Below are 20,232 nucleotides of genomic sequence, written 5' to 3' on the forward strand. Positions count from 1 at the left end.
GCCAATATGCAAAATGAAACAATCGATTTAATTTGTCAGCGCCGCTCAATTCGGTCTTATAAATCAACACCACTGACTAATGAACAGTTGGAATCAATTTTTCAAGCGGCACAATCGGCTCCGAGCTCTAATTTTCTACAATGCACCACAATTATCCGAATTACAGACAGCGATAATCGTTCAAAGCTAGCACATTATTCAGGAGAGCAAAGTTATATTAATCAAGCTCCTGAATTTTGGGTATTCTGTGCCGATTTTAATCGCCACTTTCAAATTGATTCAACTATTCCACTTGAAAAAGCTGAGCAGCTTTTAGTTGGCTGTATCGATACGGCACTTATGGCGCAAAACGCCGTTATTGCAGCACAGTCATTAGGTTTAGGGACAGTTTTCATTGGTGGATTACGCAATAATATTTCGAAAGTTACCGAATTACTAGCATTACCTAAATATGTCCTTCCTTTATTTGGGCTTTGTATCGGTCATCCTGATCAAAATCCAGAAATAAAACCAAGATTACCGAAGGAATTAGTGTTTTTTGAAAATTACTATCAACCAATAGATGATCAACTATTAGCAAAATACGATACTCAAATGAGTGAATACTATAGTCATCGACAGACAAATCAAAAAGCAAGTGGTTGGAGTGATAAAATTGCTGAAACAATTATCAAAGGGCAAAGAGATTTCATTTTAACTTATTTGCATGAACAAGGATGGATAACTAAATGAACAACACTCAATATCAGTTAGACAAAGTCGTTATACTAAGTCGCCATGGCATACGTACTCCATTAGAAAACACGATAGCGTTCTTAGAAAAATCAAGCCCTTTTAAATGGCCAATTTGGGATCATGCTTATGGTTATCTAACAACACGAGGCGCCGTTTTAGAAACGTTTTTTGGACATTATCTATCACAATGGCTAGAGCAACGAAATATTAAGCTCTCACCAGAGAATCCTGATATATATGTTTATGCAAATAGCCTTCAAAGAACAGTAGCTACGGCTCAATTCTTAGTTGGCGGTGCTTATGCTGGTTATGACATACCTGTTCATCACAAATATACCATCGAAAAAATGGATCCTATTTTTGATCCAAGTGTACAAGATGACTCCCCAGAAATTAAACAAAAAGTCTTAAAAGATATTAATGATGCAGACAAAGCAGCATCAATTTTCAAAAATTTAGCGCCGGCTTATCAAATCGTGTCGGATATATTAGATTATAAAAATTCGCAATTATATTCTGAACTTAAATGTGATTTTGCTGATATTCCTTATGAGCTTCATTTTGTGAAAAATGAAGAACCCGAATTACATGGACCATTAGCAATTGGAATTTGTGCCGTTGATGCTTTTCTATTACAGTATTACTCTGCATTTCCTAAAGAACAAATTGCTTGGGGAAGAATAACCAGCCAAGAACAATGGCAACAAATAATACAAATTCGTAACCACTATATTAACTTAGTTTTTCACTCTAAAACGATTGCACGAAGTATTAGTAAATTATTAATCAATAAGATAGATGATTTAATACACAGTCAATCTCATAAAGTCAATTTATTGGTTGGTCATGATAGTACTATTGCTGCACTGCTCGGTGCTTTGGATTTTGCTGAATATCAACTGCCTAATCAATTTGAAAATACACCAATTGGCGGAATGGTTATATTTCAACGTTACCGCCATCTACCATCAGGTGAATACTTCTTCAAAGCTGAATATGTCTACCAAAGTTTTGATCAGCTATTTACTGGTGAAGCTATTGATATTAATAATCCACCACAACATTATCAACTTAAGTTGCTTAATGCAGAACAAAACAGTGATGGATTCTACCGATGGCAACATTTTGAAAATAGGCTAAAAGAGTTTCAATAAAATTCAGATTAGATTGCCGATATGACTTTAAGTTTCAAATCATTAGGCAATCTATAAATATCAGTCACATTTAAAATTGTTATTTTAATTTCGCCTCAAAATGTAATCGATACCACAAAATAGATAATAATTTTCATAAGTATCTATTCTTTGTATAAAATTTGTTACTTAAAACTTAATTAAAATACTATGAATTACTATTTCAATTAGGCACATATTGAATTTTGATATAACTTATTTGAATGTTATTTAACTAATCCAAAATAATTCAATAAAAATGTAATCGATTTCACAAAATGTTAACTAGATCACTTTTTTTGCATTTTTTTAATGTTATTATCCTGAGCAATTTATAGCTTTTAGTTTATTTCTTACATAAACGATTTCTGAATGATTAGGTAATCATTTAAAGCTTAGCAAAGGAAATTCACTATGAATCAGAAAATTAAATCTGCAATGCATAACAAAAATTATTGGGTATTTAGCCTCTACTTTTTTCTTTATTTTTTCATTATGGGAGCTTACTTTCCATTTTTCCCAGTTTGGTTAAAAATGATAGGTTTAGATCAAGCGGATACTGGATATGTTTTCTCATTTATCTCATTATTTGCACTATTCTTTCAGCCGTTATTTGGGTTGATATCCGATAAGTTAGGTTTAAGAAAACACCTTCTTTGGATTATCACCTTCCTTTTAGTTTTATTTGGACCATTCTTTATATTTATATTAGGTCCTTTACTTAAACTAAATGTTACTCTAGGGGCTACTGCAGGCGGCTTATATCTTGGTATGGTCTTTAGTGGTGGTGCTCCGGCAATAGAAGCATTGGTTGAAAAAATCAGTAGACGCAGTGGATTTGAATTTGGTCGTTGCCGTATGTTTGGTTGCTTCGGCTGGGCGATTTGTGCTTCATTTGTTGGAATCATGATTTCTAAGGATATTAATGCTGTTTTTTGGTTATGTTCTGGCTTTGCCTTAGTGTTACTTATTTTAGTCAAAATAGCCGATCCAGCTAAAACAGCAACCACAGATGTTGTCGACCAAATGGGACTAAATAAACCTGAACCATTTAATTTAAAACTTGCGGTTAATTTACTTAAAATGCCTAAAACTTGGTATTTTATGCTCTACATTATTGGTGTGGCTTGTACTTATGATGTATTTGATCAGCAATTTGCTAACTTCTTCACCTCATTTTTCTCAAGTGAACAAGTTGGTCGTGAAGCATTTGGCTACGTCACAACACTGGGTGAATTTTTAAATGCGACTGTAATGTTTTTTGCTCCAATTATTGTCATGAAAATCGGAAGTAAAAATACTTTACTCGTTGCTGGTGCAATTATGTCAATTCGTATTACAGGTTCAGCATTTGCTAGTAGCGCAGTTGAAGTTATTATTTTAAAAACCTTACATATGTTCGAAGCACCTTTATTGTTAGTTGGTGCATTTAAATATATTACAAAACATTTCCCAATTCGATTATCAGCAACTGTTTACTTAATTGCTTTTTGTTTTGCAAAACAATTATCTATAATGTTTATGTCCACCTTTGCTGGTTTAATGTATGTTAAAATTGGATTTGAAGGAGCATATTTAGTGCTTGGCTTAATTGCATTAAGTTTTACACTTATTTCTGCTTTCACCTTATCAGGACGTGGACCTTTGGATCTTTTCAAAAAGAAAAGCAACGTTGAAATTGAAGAATAGTTAAATAATAACAATTCAAAAAATTAAGGTATCAAAATGAAAATATTAGTAACAGGTGGTTGTGGGTATATAGGCAGTCACACTTGTGTTCAATTAATTCTTGCTGGCTATACTCCTATTATTATTGATAATTTATTTAATAGTAAAGCCTCAGTATTAGAAAGAATAAAAACCATCACAGGAAAATCAGTCGACTTCTATCATGGTGATGTTTGTGATGGAAATTTGCTTGCAAGAATTTTTAAAGAACACGATATTAAAGCTGTTATTCATTTTGCAGGATTGAAAGCCGTTGGTGAATCAGTATATAAACCACTTGAATACTATGAAAATAATGTTTATGGCAGTATTGTTTTAATGAAAGCAATGCGTGATGCTGGCGTTAAACAATTAGTCTTTAGTTCTTCAGCTACCGTATATGGTGAGCTAGCGCCAGTTCCTTACGTCGAAACATTACCACAAGGTTTACCAACTAGCCCGTATGGAAAAAGTAAGCTTATGGTTGAACAATGTATGATGGATTTAGCTATTGCTGAACCTGATTGGTCCTTAACTTTACTGCGATATTTCAATCCTGTAGGTGCTCATCCTAGCGGTTTAATGGGAGAAGATCCGCTTGGTGTGCCCAATAATCTGATGCCTTTCATTACCCAAGTTGCAATAGGCAAACGAGAATCGCTATCAGTATTTGGTAATGATTACCCAACAGTTGATGGCACATGTGTGCGTGACTTTATTCACGTTGTGGATTTAGCAGATGGTCATATTGCAGCACTTAAAACTGATAGAAATAAAGCTGGAGTTCATATCTATAATTTAGGTTCTGGTGTAGGCTTCAGTGTACTGCAAGTGATTAAAGCCTTTGAAAAGGCATCAGGAAAATCACTTAATTGGCATTTCGCACCAAGGCGAGCCGGTGATCTACCTGCATTTTGGGCTGACGCTAAAAAAGCTGAACAACAATTAGGTTGGAAAACAAAGTTAACCCTTGATGATATGGTAAAAGATTCATGGAATTGGCAATCAAAGAATCCGCAAGGTTATCCTGATTAGAGAAATGTTTACATCAAAATTGCAGTAAAACTATAATTAAAGAGGCAAATATGGATATTTTTAACCCAGTTGATCATCCTCATCGCCGATATAACCCATTGACCGCACAATGGGTGTTAGTTTCGCCCCACAGAGCAAAACGCCCTTGGCAAGGTCAACAAGAAACCTTAAATGAAGAACAGAAACCCCATTATGATCCTAATTGTTATTTATGTCCGGGCAATAAACGTGTCACTGGCGATATAAATCCTAACTACACTGGAACGTACGTTTTCACGAATGATTTTGCTGCATTAATGGAAGATACGCCTAATTCACCCGATAGTAACGATCCTCTATTTCAAATCCAAAGTGCCAGAGGAACAAGCCGAGTTATCTGTTTTTCACCAGATCACAGTAAAACTCTACCTGAACTTGATTTACCTGCAATTGAAACGGTGATAAAAACTTGGATCACCCAGCAACAAGAGCTAGGAAAAAAATACCCTTGGGTACAAGTTTTTGAAAACAAAGGGGCAGCAATGGGCTGTTCAAACCCTCATCCGCACGGACAAGTTTGGGCTAATAGTTTTATCCCTAATGAAATAGCGCGAGAAGATCTCAATATGCGCAACTATTTTCAAAAAAATGGACGAAATTTATTAGTAGACTATGTAGAAAAAGAGTTGACCAATAAAGAACGCATTGTGGTAGAAACAGAACATTGGTTAGCCGTCGTTCCTTTTTGGGCTATTTGGCCATTTGAAACCCTACTATTGCCAAAGAAACATATTGCTAGATTAACAATGCTTAACCAATCTGAGCAAAAAGATTTGGCCTTAGCATTAAAAAAACTGACCTGTCATTATGATAATTTATTCAATTGCTCTTTCCCCTACTCTATGGGATGGCATGGTGCACCGTTTGTGGAAGGAAATACTGATTATTGGCAAGTACACGCCCATTTTTATCCTCCGCTATTACGTTCAGCTACCGTAAAAAAATTCATGGTAGGTTATGAAATGTTAGCTGAAGTGCAAAGAGATTTAACGCCAGAGCAAGCAGCCGAAAGACTGCGCAACGTTAGTGATATGCATTATAAAGATAAGAAGGATAAATAAATGAAAGCATTAATCAATAAAACCGCGCAAGCATTTGAGGATCAATTTGGTTATAAACCCGATACCATTGTACAAGCACCGGGCAGAGTAAACCTGATAGGCGAGCACACAGATTACAATGATGGTTTTGTATTACCTTGTGCCATCAATTATGAAACTGTAATTAGCTGTCACAAACGTTCTGACAACTTAGTTAGGGTAATAGCGGTTGATTATAATAATGAACAGGATCAATTTTTACTTAATCCTTCAATTGAAAAACATCCAAATTACCAATGGGCGAATTATGTCCGAGGTGTAATTCAGTATATCGTAAAATATTCAGAAGATATTAGAGGTGTTGATTTAGCTATCAGTGGTAACGTGCCACAAGGTGCAGGATTAAGTTCATCCGCTTCACTTGAAGTTGCAATTGGTAAAATGTTTCAGGTGCTTTACGATTTACCTTTTGATGGCAAAAAAATAGCCTTAATCGGTCAAGAAGCAGAAAACAAATATGTTGGTTGCAACTGTGGCATAATGGATCAATTAATATCCGCGCTTGGCCAAGCACAACATGCTTTATTAATTGATTGCCGATCATTAGAAGCATTACCTATTTCTATCCCCAAAGATCTAGCAGTTGTAATCATTAATTCCAACATTAAACGTGGATTAGTTGATAGCGAATATAATACTCGTCGTAAGCAATGCGAAGCCGCAGCCAAAGCGCTAGGTGTAAATGCCCTTCGTGATGCATCATTGGTTGATTTACTACAGATCAAATCCTCACTCGATCCGCTAGTATTTAAACGTGCTCATCATGTCATTACCGAAAATGAACGTACACTTAAAGCCGCTTATGCGCTTGCTAATGAAGATTATCCATTACTCTCAAAATTAATGGCTGAAAGCCACAATTCGATGCGCGATGATTTTGAAATCACAGTACCTGCAATAGACTACCTAGTTAAAATTATACAAGACGTTATTGGAAATGAAGGTGGGGTACGGATGACGGGTGGTGGTTTTGGTGGTTGTGTTGTTGCCTTAGTTCCTAAGAACAAAGTTGATGAGGTAAAAGATGTGGTTAGCCAAAACTATCATAAGAAATTTAATATTAAGGAAGATTTTTATATCTGTCAGCCAAGTGAAGGGGCTCATAAATTATGTCTGTAAAACAAATTATCACCCTTAAAAATAGCCAAGGCATGAAAATTAAATTGTCCAATTGGGGCGCAACTTGGCTTTCTTGTACCATGCAAGTTGAAGGAGAAAACCGAGAACTAATACTTGGTTGCCAATCATTCGAACAATACGAACAACAAGATGCATATTTAGGCGCTACTGTTGGACGATATGCCAATCGCATTGCAAATGCTGAAATAGATATAGCAGGAAAACATTATCAGCTTATTGCCAATCAAGGCGTTAATCAGTTACATGGTGGCAAATCAGGCTTTGATAAAAAAATATGGAAAATTGAATCACAATCGGAACAACAAGTTACATTTGGATTAATTTCTCCAGATGGTGACCAAGGCTTTCCTGGCGAACTTAAAGTTACCGCTAGTTATACATTAACTGACGATAATCAAGTCATCGTCGAATATAATGCGAGCACAACCAAATGTACGCCAGTTAACTTAACTAACCATGCCTATTTTAATTTAGATGGTGAAACTAATGATATACTTGCACACAGTTTAAAAGTAAATGCTAACTATTACTTACCTGTCGATGCCAATGGTATTCCATGCAATGATTTGCTTGATGTTACTCAAGACGATATGGATTTAAGACAGTTACGAGTTCTATCCGATAATTTGCTAACTAGCCCAGCACGAAAAATTACAGGCGGTTATGACCACGCTTACTTATTAGATAAATCAAAACCAGTTGCAGCTCAACTTGTATCATCAGACAAAAAAGTGACAATGGACGTAACAACGTCTTATCCTGCCCTACAAGTCTATACTGGTAACTTTTTAGCCAACACACCAAATCGTCACAATGGTAAATATGCTAATTTTGCAGGAGTAGCATTAGAAGCTCAGTTTTTACCCGATAGCCCTCATCATCTAACATGGCCACAACCAAGCTGCTTCTTAGAACCGGGACAAACTTACCATCACCAAATTACCTATCAGTTTTTTATAAGCTGATAAATTTCTCTTTTTATTATTGATGAAAAATAAATAACTTCATCAATAATAAAAATTCTACAAGTTTAACCATACCTCAAATAGATTTATGATAATAAAAAAAGTTGAGGAACGGGGTTTTTGAACATAAAAAACGAAGATTTTGTACGGTTAAACTAACAATCCAAGTCAAAATTAGGTATCATATTATCCTATTCGCTAATGGATAAGATAAATGAAAAGTAAAAATCTCACGGCTATTTTTCCGGGAACATTCGATCCAATTACTAATGGTCACATTGATCTAATTACCCGTGCATCCCAACTTTTTCCTCGTTTGATTGTCGCAATAGCGGAAAGCCCTAATAAAAAAACGCTATTTACTTTAGAAGAAAGAGTTAACTTAGCCTCAACACCAGTGGAACATTTACTGAATGTTGAAGTGATTGGCTTTGATAATCTTATGGCTGACTTTGCCCAGAAACACGGAGCAACAGTTATTGTTAGAGGTGTGAGAACAACTCATGATTTTGAATATGAAAGACAACTCGCAGAAATGAATCGAGCATTAAAACCAGATTTAGACACCATCTTTTTAATGCCTTCAATTGCAATGGGATTTATTTCATCTACCATCGTTAAAGACGTTGCTTACCATGGTGGTGATATATCCAATTTAGTACCCTTGCATGTTAAAACAGAGTTATTGAAACGGTTAACATAATATCGATTTATTAATATGGTCAATTTTTATACTCCTCCGAAAAAAAAACTAGCCTCTCAAAAACTGACAGTTACAGTTACAAAATTAGATGCCTTTGGACAAGGGTTAGCAAATCATAAAGGTAAAACAATCTTTATTAAATCAGCCTTGCCGGACGAGACCGTCGATATTCAATTAACCGAAGATAAAAAAAATTACGCTAAAGCCAAAGTAATAAAGTACCATAATTACAGTCAATATCGGGTTAAACCACAATGTAAGTATTTTACCCAATGCGGTGGCTGTGAATTACAACATATTTCGCCAGATCTACAACAACAAGCAAAATATGAAGCACTAATTAAGCTAATACAAAAAGAAACTGGGGCTTTGTTGGAAGATAACACACCTAATATCATTGCTGATCAACCCTATCATTATCGTAGACGTGCTCGGTTATCAATTAATTTCTTCAAAGGTGAATTACTTATTGGTTTCAGGCAATCCGAATCGAACAAAATTATAAATATTGACCACTGCCCAGTATTAGTTGAACAACTAGATGATTTACTCATTCCATTACAATCTTGCTTAAGACAAATCAAACAGAAAAAAGCACTTGGCCATATTGAATTAATTGCAGTTGATAGTGGAATAATTATAGTGTTAAGGCATACTGAGCTATTGACTGAGCAAGATAGTCATTTATTAAAACAGTTTGCTGAAATTCATAACATATCACTCTATTTACATGGTGATAATCTGGTTCATGTTTTTGGCAATAAAGAACATTACTACCTTATCGATCAATTAAAACTAAGCTTTAGCCCACTCGATTTTATTCAAGTAAATAACCAGATTAATCAAAAGATGGTAAATAAAGCACTTGAATGGTTAGATATATCATCAAATGACAAAATACTTGACCTATTTTGCGGCATGGGCAACTTTTCATTACCTATAGCAAAATATTGCCAATCTATTACCGGTGTTGAAGGCGTAGAGGAATTAGTCGAAAAAGCTAAACTTAATGCCAACTTAAATCAAGATAAAATTCAGGCTAAAACCCAATTTTTTACCTGTAATTTAGAAGATAAACAACAATTTTCGATATGGAATCAAACAGTATATGACAAAGTATTATTAGATCCTGCAAGAGCAGGCGCTTATAATGCTACAGCAGAAATTGTTAAATTATCACCATCAAAAATAGTTTATATTTCATGTAATCCTGCTACATTAGCTAGGGACTGCAAACTCTTTATTGAGGAAGGATACAATATTGCAAAGATTGCTATTTTGGATATGTTTCCACAAACTAAGCATATTGAATCAATGTTGATGTTAACCAGATCAGGGTAATAATTATGGTATCAATTAGAGGCGCCCATCAACAAAATGACGAGCATTATACTCTAACACAGTTTGATGTTGAACAATGGGCTAAACATGAACTTTTATTAACCAATTTTGAATCCTATCAAAAGTTTAAGGATATCTGGGATTTTTGTTTTGAACACAGTGCTGGTGCGCCTGAACAAACCTACTGCTTCCAAAATGCAATTGAGATGGTTGAGATTTTATCAACCTTGAACATGGACATTAACAGTTTATGTACAGCCCTTTTACTGCCATTCCTTGATACTAAAATTATCCGCCGTGAAGATCTGCCTGAAAATTTCGATCGCGACATTATTCACATCCTTTCCAGTGTTATCAAAATGAAGGATATCAGGCAACTACGAGCCATCCGTAATGGACATGCAACTACTGAGCAAATTGACAGTATTCGTCGTATGTTATTGGCTATGGTAAATGATTTCCGTAGTGTGGTAATAAAATTAGCAGAGCGTATTACTTATTTACGTAATCTAATGAATGCCCCAAAAGAAGATCAAGTCCTTGCAGCTAAAGAGTGCTTTAATATCTATGCTCCTCTAGCCAATCGATTAGGAATTGGGCAATTAAAATGGGAACTTGAAGATTTTTGTTTCCGTTATTTACATCCAGATCAATATCGTTTCATTGCTCATAAGTTACATGAAAAACGATTGGATCGTGAATCATACATTAATCAATTTGTTAAGAATTTACAGGATATGATGAATAAAGATCATATTCGTGCTGAAGTTTATGGTCGTCCAAAACATATCTATAGTATATGGCGAAAAATGGAACGCAAACATCTACAATTTGAAGAATTATATGATATTCGAGCTGTGCGTATAATTTGTGACCGAATTGAAGATTGCTACAATGCATTAGGTATTGTGCATAGCCATTATAAACATATAGCTAAAGAATTTGATGACTATGTGGCTAACCCCAAACCCAATGGTTATCAATCGATCCATACGGTTGTTTATGGTCCACAAGATAAAACTATTGAAATTCAAATCCGTACTGAACAAATGCACAATGATGCTGAATTAGGTGTAGCCGCACACTGGAAATATAAAGAAGGCAGTACGGATAAGATGACAGCTTACGATCAACGAATTTCTTGGTTGCGTAAGTTATTAACATGGCAACAAGAAATGTCCGAAAGTGGCGAAATTCAAGAAACCGTCCGTAGCCAAATTTTTGATGACCGGGTTTATGTATTTACGCCTAAAGGTGATGTAGTCGATTTACCAACTGGTTCAACCCCTTTAGATTTTGCATATCATATTCATAGTGATGTTGGACATCGTTGTATTGGCGCCAAAGTGGGTGGTCGTATAGTTCCGTTCACTTATATTTTGAAAACTGGCGATCAAGTTGAAATTATTACTCAGAAACAACCAAATCCAAGTCGTGACTGGTTAAATCCTAATACGGGATTTGTTAATAGCAGTCGCGCTCGAGCAAAAATACAAGCTTGGTTCAAAAAGCAAGATAGAGATAAAAATATTGCTGCCGGACAACAAATTTTAGAAAACGAGCTAGAGCCATTAAATATTAGCTTAAAAAGTGTCGAAAAAATTCTTATTAGTAAATACAATGCCCACTCTTTTGATGAGGTACTTGCTGGGATAGGTAGTGGTGATGTTAGGATTAATCAACTTGTTAACTTCATTAATGCCCAATTTAATAAACCGACAGCAGAAGAAGAAGATGAAGCTGTTCTAAAACAAATTACCCAAAAATCAACATCTCAAGCTAAAAATACAGGAAAATCGACCGCTATAAAAGGTGGTGAAATTATTATTGAAGGTGTCGACAATTTACTTTACACCATTGCTAATTGCTGTCGACCTATTCCTGGCGATCCGATTGTTGGCTTTGTGACACAAGGACGAGGTATTTCTATTCATCGAGCTGACTGTGAACAATTGCAAGAGTTAAAAAATCATGCTCCAGAGCGCATTACTAGCGCTATATGGAGTGGCAATCACAATTCAAGTTATACAATGGTTGTTAGAATCATAGCTAACGACAGGAGTGGTTTATTGCGAGATATCACCACTATATTGGCTAACGAGAAAGTAAATGTTTTAGGTGTCTCAAGCCGAATTGAAATGAAACAACAAATTGCGACTATTGATATGGATATGCAAATTTTTGATCAAGATTCACTAGAAAGAGTATTAAACAAAATTAAACAGCTTCCAGATGTAATTGAGGCAAAACGGTTTCAAGGGTAGCTATTGATTAAGTTGCCACTAATTCTAGGTGGCAACTCATTTATTTTGATTGGTTCGTTTTTTCTAGAATCTCAAATTGATAATCATATTGATTTTTTTCATCAGCTTTATGTTGTTCTGAGTGAATTTGTCGCCATGATATTTGAGAATAATCTGGAAAATACGTATCACCTTGTAATTGAGCATCAATATGAGTTAAGTAAAGACGATTAACTAAAGGTAATACCTGACTATATATATTACCCCCACCTATAAAAAATGCCTCTTCAACCGACCGTTCATTGAGCAACGATATTGCTTCATCAACCGATTGAACCCAGCTAACATCAGAGTTTATTGAAGTATCAGCTTGACGACTAATGACAATGTTATGGCGATTAGGCAATGGTCTACCAATAGACTCAAACGTTTTTCGCCCCATAATAACTGGCTTATTTAATGTATTTTTTTTAAACCATGCTAAATCTGCTGGCATATGCCACGGCATTTGATTATTTAACCCAATAACTTGATTATCCGCCATGGCAACAATAATACTTAATATCATATTAGTTCCTTTACACATACCCTAAGGATTTTATACGCTCATTCACATTGTCAGGGAATATAGTCTGCTGCCAAAGTCTTTGACTTAAAGATAGTAATGATTCTTTTTGACCTGAAACAATCCAATTAGCTAACTCGGTCGCCACATCTGGATAAACAACTGGTTTGGGAGAAGGCAAGCTAACCCAATATTTAAGCTTCATGCTATTTAGATTTTCCATCACCGTTGCCATATCCAAAGATTGCAAACATTGAGCATTATAAACTTGTTCAAATTGACCTGCTACTGGCTTAGTTAGAATCTTCTTCCCTAAAGATAACGCTTCAGATATTAATGCAAATCCAGTATTTGAAATAATCCCAGAACAACTAAGCAAAGCTTGCGTAAAATCATCTCGGCTTAACGGTTGTAATAATAAATTCTTACGCTCCGTAACTTGTTTTACATCGGGATGGAAACAACAAAATTGATATTGTGGAAATTGAGTAACTAATTCTGCAATTTCATTTAAATCTTCAAAAGGTAAATACACAACAATTTTACCATCTTCAGTTGGTACAGTTTCAAATGAATCAATCATTGGTGGAATTAGTTTATGGCCAAAGTGAAACCAATGTAAACCAATTGGTTTTGTAACAGGTGCATAATATTTCATAATAACATTGGCTATCATGCCGTATTCTTTTGGCTTAAGGTAATGGCAGACAGATTGGTTACTAATCCCTAAACATTCTCGATTTTGATAATGTGCAGCCCATGCACTTACTGGCTCAAAATCACTAATAATGCAATCATATTTTGATAAATCGAGATCACGAACATCTTTAATTAACCTAAAGGCGCGAATTTTTTGGATAGTTTTTCGATAATTAATTTTTCCATTAAGTGTTGCAAAAGATAGACCGCTAAATGTTCGATAATTGCCAAAGGCCTGCATATCAAAATAATCTTTAGGATCACGACCACTGAAAATGTAATCAACATCAGCACCAGCCTTTTTTAAAGCTTTCGCTAAAGTTCTACTACGACTGATGTGGCCATTTCCTGTTCCTTGAACTCCGTAAAGAATTTTCATATCGTTTTTAATCAGAATATTATTTTTATGCAAATATGATACCAGAACCATTTATATTTGGCTTATTTATTTTATGATTATAACAAATAAATGAGTAAGTGATATTTATCATTAAACGTTTGAACAGCTTTAATTCCTTGGTATTAAAATCAAATTTTTATATCAAGAGTTAAAACTGTATAAATTTGCTGCTATTTTTAGTAAAATGGATTCGAGGAGATTAATTGTGTGATGAATAATGTCGCAAATCATTAACAAGAAGCAATTTTATATTTTAATTATATTGGCAATATTTTTGCTTTTTTCTTCTATTGGGCATTTTTCTCTAATTATCTCTAAACCTTGTTCAGATCATCATTCACCAAATTTTATATCTCAGGTGAACGCAAATCTTAATTATGCAAATACAGATTTGCCGACTTCTAAATCAACAAAATCTTTTATTGGTAAATCGGTTAATCATTGTGCCACTTGCAGTACAATTATAACTAATTATATTGTTAATTTTGATTATCCGATTCATAGTGAACAATATCTACTTACTAAATTTATTCCTGAATATAAAGAATTTATTCCTGAGTTAAAGCCACCAAAATTTATCTAATTTACGCAGTTAAATATTAGTAATAAGTACTGGAAATCAATAACACAATCTCACTTTTTATAGTCTTGACGGTTGTATGCAGGTTATTGTTTAACGTAATAAATAATTATAGGAATACTATGAAACGCCGAAATTTTATAATGAATATTACCGCTGCTGTCGGTGGTTTAATTGCAACTAAAGCCATAGCCAAATTGGATAATTCACCAATGTCTGACATGGTTTGTGATGTTAAATCTGATAATTGTGATAAGGGGGACAACATGCACGATCATATGAATATGAATATGAATATGAACATGAATAACAACATGCCACAAAAACTGTTATCGACTACAGCGCTACCACACGGTAAAAACTTACCCGAGTTAACTAATTTAAAAAATACCAGCACCCAAGCTGGCGTATTTGAAGCAACGCTACATTTAAAACCGGTTAAAATAGCCTTAACACCGGAAATTACCACCGAATTTTGGGCATATAATGGCATGATTCCTGGTCCGAAAATCGAAGTATTTGAAGGCGATCATGTTAAAATAACCGTTAAAAATGATCTCTCACAGCCAACAACCGTTCATTGGCATGGTTTGCTGATTCCTTCAGATCAAGACGGCAACCCGCAAGATGCTATTCCGGCAGGTGGCAGCCGAGTTTATGAATTTACCATTCCAGAAGGCACAGCCGGAACCTATTGGTATCACCCACATGGACATAATACCGTTGCAGAACAAGTCTTTCGTGGTTTAGCCGGTACCTTTATTGTGCGCAGTAAAAATGATCCGCTTGCTTCGCTACCGGAGCAACATTGGTTCTTTTCTGACTTAAAATTAACTGAAAACGGCGAAATCGCCGAAAATTCCATGACCGACTGGATGAATGGTCGGGAAGGACAATTTGTGTTAATCAATGGCGCTTACCAACCCAATATAAAAGTAGAAGGAGCAACCAGAGTCAGAATCTGGAATGCGTGTTCTGGCCGATATTTAAACCTATCAATACCGGATTGTGATGTCTTTTTAGTTGCTACCGACGGCGGTTTCATTGCCGAGCCGCATCAACTCAATAAACCGTTATTACTTACTCCGGCAGAACGGGCTGAAGTGGTTATCGTTCCGAAAAAAACCGCCAGTCTTTATCTGCAAAACATCGGCTACGATCGTGGCAAAATGGGAAATGTACCGCCGGAACCAAACATCATTCTTTCACAGCTCCAGTTAACTCAAACGGCCAGTACAGTTCTACCAACGCATCTAAAACAAGTACCCACTTTAGGCGAAGCCGTCGCCAAAAAATCACTTGAATATACTGAAGTAATGGATAAAAGTGAGCCTCGAGGTGGTATGCTATTTTTAATTAATGGCAAACGGCATGATATGTCACGAATCGACTTGGAAAGTAAACTTCACGATGTTGAAGAGTGGACAATTGTTAATAACTCACATATGGATCACAATTTCCATATACATGGAGCGCAATTTATTGTGCAATCTCGTGAATTAAATGGCACTAAAACTACACCCGAGTTTGTTGCTTTGAAAGATACCACTAACTTACGCCCGCACGAAACGCTTGTTATTAAAATTCAGCAAAATATGCCGGGACTACGTATGTATCACTGTCATATTGTAGAGCATGAAACGCTGGGTATGATGGGGCAATTAATGGTTAAAGAATAATGAAATAAATTACCCACTTTCAAAAAAAGATCGTGGGTATTTTTTAATAAATAAAATAATAAAATTTAATACATTTACTAATAAATAATAATAGTTTTTCATTTTGGCAAAAAATGCTAAGATATTATAGTTATGACCTTGATTAACTACTGGCAACAAATTAGTAAACGCCTCATCATCAAAACAGCCCTATCGCACTTATTATTAGGTGTAATCGCTGCTGGGTTCGGTTTATATGAAGAAAATGCATTACCAGTTCAATCATCTTCCACACAGGTTGGTATTATTGCTATAACAGCAATAGTACAAGATCACCAAGCACCAATAAAAACAAAATCTCAAACTTCATCTTTGTTAAAAGAAGAGCATTACGATAAGCAAATTATCTCACTCAATTATGATGAAGTTACTCCAAATACCGTTATTCGATTATCACCATATAATGGAATAAGAGCGGGTCCTCAAGCTACTGCTTAACGTGTTTTTATATAATTACATTAATTTATTAAATAAGGTTTATTCCTTATTAGTCCCATTATAAAAAAAGAATAAGAGAACAGTTATGTTATTAAAATTATTAACAAAAGTATTCGGTAGCCGTAATGAACGCGTTTTAAGATCTATGCGTAAACGTGTTGAAAATATTAATGCTCTTGAACCATCTATGGAAGCGCTAACCGATGATGAACTTAAAGCAAAAACCAATGAATTTAAGCAGAAGATTGCAAATGGTACTAAGTTAGATGACATATTAGAAGAAGCTTTTGCAGTAGTTCGTGAAGCAAGTAAGCGTGTATTTGGTATGCGCCATTTTGATGTCCAACTCATTGGGGGCATGGTGCTTAATGAGCGCTGTATTGCCGAGATGCGTACTGGTGAAGGTAAAACATTAACAGCTACATTACCTGCCTATTTAAATGCATTAACCGGTAAAGGTGTACATGTTGTAACTGTAAATGATTATTTAGCTCAGCGTGATGCAGAAAATAACCGCCCTCTATTTGAATTTTTGGGCTTAACAGTCGGTATCAATTTACCTAACATGCCTCCAGAAATAAAACGTGATGCTTATAATGCTGATATCACTTATGGTACGAATAATGAATATGGATTTGATTATCTACGCGATAATATGGTGTTTAACAAAGAATCACGTGTTCAACGACCGTTACACTATGCTTTAGTCGATGAGGTTGACTCAATTTTAATAGATGAAGCAAGAACTCCATTAATTATCTCAGGTCAGGCTGAAGATAGTTCAGATAAATATATCAGTATTGATAAAATCATCCCTCATCTTATTAAACAAGAAAAAGAAGATTCAGAGCAATTTCAAGGAGATGGAGATTTCTCAATTGATGAAAAATCACGCCAAGTAAATCTTACTGAACGAGGTTTAATTAAAGTTGAAGAACTATTAATAAAACAAGGAATTATGAAAGGTGATGAATCACTTTATGCACCAAGTAATATTGTGTTGATGCACCATGTCAATGCAGCTCTTCGAGCTCATCATTTATTCCACCGTGACGTAGATTATATTGTTAGGGATAATGAAATTATTATCGTCGATGAACATACAGGCCGTACAATGGATGGTCGCCGTTGGTCGGATGGTTTACATCAAGCAGTAGAAGCTAAAGAACACGTAAAAATTCAAAATGAAAATCAAACGTTAGCTTCTATTACCTTCCAGAATTATTTCCGTTTATACGAAAAATTAGCTGGTATGACCGGTACAGCTGATACTGAAGCCTTTGAATTTAATCAAATCTATGGCTTAGATACCATTGTTATTCCAACCAACCGTCCAATGGTTAGGAAAGATTTACCTGATCTTGTCTATATGACAGAAAAAGAGAAAATTAATGCAATCGTTGCTGATGTGCAAGATTGTGTCAAACGAGGACAGCCAGTCTTAGTAGGTACTGCTTCAATTGAGAAATCCGAACTTGTCTCTCATGCATTTAAAAAAGCAGGGATTAAACATAATGTACTTAATGCTAAATTCCATGCTCAAGAAGCTGAAATTATTGCTGATGCAGGTAGTAAAGGCGCTGTAACTATTGCAACAAATATGGCAGGTCGTGGTACCGATATTATGCTTGGTGGTAATTGGCAAAGTGAAGTTGCGAAATTAGAAAATCCAACTGATGACGATATCCAGAAAGCTAAACAAGCATGGCAAGTTAAACATGAAGAAGTCATTCAACTTGGTGGGCTTTATATTTTAGGTACTGAACGTCATGAATCTCGTCGTATTGATAACCAATTACGTGGACGTGCTGGCCGTCAAGGTGATCCAGGTGTTTCACGTTTTTACTTATCATTAGAAGATCCACTTATGCGTATTTTTGCATCAGAGCGTGTTGGTAACATGATGCGTAAATTGGGTATGAAAGAAGGTGAAGCAATCGAACATCCATGGATCACTAAAGCTATTGCTAATGCTCAGAAAAAAGTTGAAAGCCGCAATTTCGATATTCGTAAACAATTACTTGAATATGATGATGTTGCAAATGATCAACGTAAAGCTATATATAGCCAACGTAATGATTTATTAGATAACGTAGATATCAAAGAAACTATTGATTCTATACATGGAGATGTATTTACCACTGTTATTGATCAATATATTCCACCACAATCTATTGAAGAAATGTGGGATATTCCTGGACTTGAAGCAGCATTAAAAAGTGACTTTGATTTAGATTTACCAATTGCAAAATGGCTTGATGAAGAACAAAATCTTCATGAAGAAACTTTACGTGAACGTATTATACAACTTGCACAAAATAAATATCTTGAAAAAGAAAATATTGCGGGTTCTGAAGCCTTCAGACAGTTTGAAAAAAGTGTTATGTTGCAAACACTTGATACATTGTGGAAAGAACATTTAGCAGCAATGGACTACTTACGCCAAGGTATTCACTTACGAGGCTATGCACAGAAAGATCCTAAACAAGAATATAAACGAGAATCTTTCAACATGTTTGCAAGCATGTTAGATACATTGAAATATGACGTAATTGGTATATTAAGCCGAGTACAAATTCGTTCACAAGAGGAAGTTGAAGAAGCAGAACGCCAACGCCAAGCTGAAGTCGAAAAATTAATGGCTAAGCAGCAAGCTAATCATGAATCAATGGGTGGCATGGGCAATGATGAACAATCAGCAAACTCACAACAACCTGTTGTACGTGCTCAGGCAAAAGTTGGACGTAACGATCCTTGTCCTTGTGGATCAGGCAAAAAATATAAACATTGTCATGGTGCTGTTAATTAAATCAAAAATTTAGTATGATAAATAATCATTGATGTTTAAATAACCAATTAAGGTAAAAAAACAAATGGGAAAGCAGTTGCTTTCCCAAACTTTAATCACATACAAATTGGATCATGAGAAAACATACTGAAATTGCTGTAGGTATCATTCGTTCGCAAGATTGCCAAATCTTTATCACCCAACGCGGTGAAGACTCTCATCTTGCTGGTTTTTGGGAATTTCCTGGGGGAAAAATCGAAGCCGGCGAAACACCTTATCAAACTTTAGAGCGTGAAATAGCAGAAGAAGTTGATATTCATATTCATCAATCACAATTTTTAAAAACTTTTGAACATAGTTATGATGATCGTGATATCACTATTCATGCTTACCTAGTAGAAGAGTGGGATGGTGTTCCTTTTGCAAAAGAAGGACAACCAAGCCGTTGGATAGATCAGGAAGATCTAAATGCAGATGAATTTCCAGATGCTAACAGACCGATTATCGAAATGCTTAAGAACCTAGACAAACAGATCTAAGTTATTTCCTTATTTAATTTTAATTAGACTCTATAAAAACAATGAAAGAATATAAAGTTGTCATTTATCAAGAAGGGGCTTTGTCTTCATTAGTTTTCGGTACAGCTAATTCAAATGCTGACAAATTTTCCGCTTTTTTAAATAATATTGCCCAAGAAGGCTGGCGCGTAATTACAATGCAAAAAGATATCCGTCGCTTATTTTTATTCTGGCAACGTGAAGCCTATCTAATTGTGATGGAGCGAGATAGAGGACAGGTGAAATAAAAACACGTTTTCTATTTTAGAATTAATAATCACTTCGTAAATAGCTATTTAATGATTTT

Annotated in this window: 18 protein-coding genes; 16 read left to right on the forward strand and 2 right to left on the reverse strand. The window is 35.2% G+C overall.

What is annotated here, in order from left to right:
• Positions 1–6: 6 nt before the first annotated feature.
• From nfsA to relA, 10 genes are all read left to right on the forward strand, one after another.
• Positions 7–732, forward strand: a complete 726-nt coding sequence (gene nfsA / locus A9G07_RS07720) for an oxygen-insensitive NADPH nitroreductase (RefSeq protein WP_065734698.1) — start codon at positions 7–9, stop codon at positions 730–732.
• Positions 729–1,889 (forward strand): histidine-type phosphatase, encoded by a 1,161-nt coding sequence (locus tag A9G07_RS07725; protein WP_065734699.1) that lies wholly within the window; start codon positions 729–731, stop codon positions 1,887–1,889. Before nfsA ends, A9G07_RS07725 begins: the two co-directional genes overlap by 4 nt.
• Positions 1,890–2,321: 432 nt before the next feature.
• Positions 2,322–3,596: an MFS transporter gene (locus A9G07_RS07730; protein WP_256122109.1), complete on the forward strand. Its 1,275-nt coding sequence runs from the start codon at positions 2,322–2,324 to the stop codon at positions 3,594–3,596.
• 36 nt (positions 3,597–3,632) lie between these two features.
• Positions 3,633–4,649, forward strand: a complete 1,017-nt coding sequence (gene galE / locus A9G07_RS07735; RefSeq protein ID WP_065563641.1) for a UDP-glucose 4-epimerase GalE — start codon at positions 3,633–3,635, stop codon at positions 4,647–4,649.
• A 50-nt stretch (positions 4,650–4,699) separates the two neighbouring features.
• Positions 4,700–5,749, forward strand: a complete 1,050-nt coding sequence (galT, locus tag A9G07_RS07740) for a galactose-1-phosphate uridylyltransferase (protein WP_065734700.1) — start codon at positions 4,700–4,702, stop codon at positions 5,747–5,749.
• The gene (gene galK / locus A9G07_RS07745) at positions 5,750–6,907 is read left to right on the forward strand and encodes a galactokinase (protein ID WP_065734701.1); all 1,158 of its coding nucleotides are present in this window, start codon (positions 5,750–5,752) and stop codon (positions 6,905–6,907) included.
• Positions 6,898–7,893 (forward strand): galactose-1-epimerase, encoded by a 996-nt coding sequence (galM, locus tag A9G07_RS07750; protein WP_065734702.1) that lies wholly within the window; start codon positions 6,898–6,900, stop codon positions 7,891–7,893. Before galK ends, galM begins: the two co-directional genes overlap by 10 nt.
• A 214-nt stretch (positions 7,894–8,107) precedes the next feature.
• Entirely contained in the window at positions 8,108–8,596 is a 489-nt protein-coding gene (gene coaD, locus A9G07_RS07755) for a pantetheine-phosphate adenylyltransferase (protein WP_065734703.1), read from the forward strand.
• Between the two features lie 15 nt (positions 8,597–8,611).
• Positions 8,612–9,937, forward strand: coding sequence for a 23S rRNA (uracil(1939)-C(5))-methyltransferase RlmD (gene rlmD, locus A9G07_RS07760; RefSeq protein ID WP_065734704.1), 1,326 nt, complete (start codon positions 8,612–8,614; stop codon positions 9,935–9,937).
• Positions 9,938–9,942: 5 nt separating this feature from the next.
• Positions 9,943–12,201 carry a GTP diphosphokinase gene (gene relA / locus A9G07_RS07765; RefSeq protein ID WP_065563647.1) on the forward strand — a complete coding sequence of 753 codons (2,259 nt, stop codon included), beginning with the start codon at positions 9,943–9,945 and terminating at the stop codon, positions 12,199–12,201.
• Positions 12,202–12,241: 40 nt separating this feature from the next.
• Here relA and folA read toward each other — a convergent pair whose 3' ends face one another.
• On the reverse strand, positions 12,242–12,748 hold the full coding sequence (gene folA, locus A9G07_RS07770) for a type 3 dihydrofolate reductase (protein WP_065734705.1): 507 nt from the start codon (positions 12,746–12,748) through the stop codon (positions 12,242–12,244).
• 10 nt (positions 12,749–12,758) lie between these two features.
• Positions 12,759–13,874 carry an MJ1255/VC2487 family glycosyltransferase gene (locus tag A9G07_RS07775; RefSeq protein ID WP_081303383.1) on the reverse strand — a complete coding sequence of 372 codons (1,116 nt, stop codon included), beginning with the start codon at positions 13,872–13,874 and terminating at the stop codon, positions 12,759–12,761.
• Between the two features lie 187 nt (positions 13,875–14,061).
• On the opposite strand from A9G07_RS07775, the gene A9G07_RS07780 reads away from it, so the two are divergent.
• From A9G07_RS07780 to A9G07_RS07805, 6 genes are all read left to right on the forward strand, one after another.
• A complete protein-coding gene (locus tag A9G07_RS07780; RefSeq protein ID WP_065734706.1) occupies positions 14,062–14,427 on the forward strand; it encodes a hypothetical protein in 366 nt (121 codons plus the stop codon).
• A gap of 119 nt (positions 14,428–14,546) precedes the next feature.
• Entirely contained in the window at positions 14,547–16,103 is a 1,557-nt protein-coding gene (locus A9G07_RS07785) for a multicopper oxidase family protein (protein WP_065734707.1), read from the forward strand.
• A gap of 132 nt (positions 16,104–16,235) precedes the next feature.
• The gene (locus A9G07_RS07790) at positions 16,236–16,580 is read left to right on the forward strand and encodes a hypothetical protein (RefSeq protein ID WP_065734708.1); all 345 of its coding nucleotides are present in this window, start codon (positions 16,236–16,238) and stop codon (positions 16,578–16,580) included.
• A gap of 85 nt (positions 16,581–16,665) precedes the next feature.
• Positions 16,666–19,389 (forward strand): preprotein translocase subunit SecA, encoded by a 2,724-nt coding sequence (gene secA / locus A9G07_RS07795; RefSeq protein WP_065734709.1) that lies wholly within the window; start codon positions 16,666–16,668, stop codon positions 19,387–19,389.
• 113 nt (positions 19,390–19,502) lie between these two features.
• Positions 19,503–19,907 (forward strand): 8-oxo-dGTP diphosphatase MutT, encoded by a 405-nt coding sequence (mutT, locus tag A9G07_RS07800; protein ID WP_065563652.1) that lies wholly within the window; start codon positions 19,503–19,505, stop codon positions 19,905–19,907.
• Between the two features lie 41 nt (positions 19,908–19,948).
• On the forward strand, positions 19,949–20,173 hold the full coding sequence (locus tag A9G07_RS07805; protein WP_065563653.1) for a DUF4177 domain-containing protein: 225 nt from the start codon (positions 19,949–19,951) through the stop codon (positions 20,171–20,173).
• Positions 20,174–20,232: the final 59 nt, after the last annotated feature.

It is taken from the genome of Gilliamella sp. wkB72 (assembly GCF_001693745.1).
GTDB lineage: Bacteria > Pseudomonadota > Gammaproteobacteria > Enterobacterales > Orbaceae > Gilliamella > Gilliamella apicola_E.

Coding starts and splice junctions, on each gene's coding strand:
- A9G07_RS07805 (WP_065563653.1), top strand. CDS start 19,949: ATGAAAGAATATAAAGTTGTCATTTATCAAGAAGGGGCTTTGTCTTCA.
- galE (WP_065563641.1), top strand. CDS start 3,633: ATGAAAATATTAGTAACAGGTGGTTGTGGGTATATAGGCAGTCACACT.
- A9G07_RS07790 (WP_065734708.1), top strand. CDS start 16,236: ATGACCTTGATTAACTACTGGCAACAAATTAGTAAACGCCTCATCATC.
- mutT (WP_065563652.1), top strand. CDS start 19,503: ATGAGAAAACATACTGAAATTGCTGTAGGTATCATTCGTTCGCAAGAT.
- A9G07_RS07780 (WP_065734706.1), top strand. CDS start 14,062: ATGTCGCAAATCATTAACAAGAAGCAATTTTATATTTTAATTATATTG.
- galT (WP_065734700.1), top strand. CDS start 4,700: ATGGATATTTTTAACCCAGTTGATCATCCTCATCGCCGATATAACCCA.
- galK (WP_065734701.1), top strand. CDS start 5,750: ATGAAAGCATTAATCAATAAAACCGCGCAAGCATTTGAGGATCAATTT.
- A9G07_RS07730 (WP_256122109.1), top strand. CDS start 2,322: ATGAATCAGAAAATTAAATCTGCAATGCATAACAAAAATTATTGGGTA.
- A9G07_RS07725 (WP_065734699.1), top strand. CDS start 729: ATGAACAACACTCAATATCAGTTAGACAAAGTCGTTATACTAAGTCGC.
- A9G07_RS07775 (WP_081303383.1), bottom strand. CDS start 13,874: ATGGTTCTGGTATCATATTTGCATAAAAATAATATTCTGATTAAAAAC.
- nfsA (WP_065734698.1), top strand. CDS start 7: ATGCAAAATGAAACAATCGATTTAATTTGTCAGCGCCGCTCAATTCGG.
- A9G07_RS07785 (WP_065734707.1), top strand. CDS start 14,547: ATGAAACGCCGAAATTTTATAATGAATATTACCGCTGCTGTCGGTGGT.
- folA (WP_065734705.1), bottom strand. CDS start 12,748: ATGATATTAAGTATTATTGTTGCCATGGCGGATAATCAAGTTATTGGG.
- rlmD (WP_065734704.1), top strand. CDS start 8,612: ATGGTCAATTTTTATACTCCTCCGAAAAAAAAACTAGCCTCTCAAAAA.
- galM (WP_065734702.1), top strand. CDS start 6,898: ATGTCTGTAAAACAAATTATCACCCTTAAAAATAGCCAAGGCATGAAA.
- coaD (WP_065734703.1), top strand. CDS start 8,108: ATGAAAAGTAAAAATCTCACGGCTATTTTTCCGGGAACATTCGATCCA.
- secA (WP_065734709.1), top strand. CDS start 16,666: ATGTTATTAAAATTATTAACAAAAGTATTCGGTAGCCGTAATGAACGC.
- relA (WP_065563647.1), top strand. CDS start 9,943: ATGGTATCAATTAGAGGCGCCCATCAACAAAATGACGAGCATTATACT.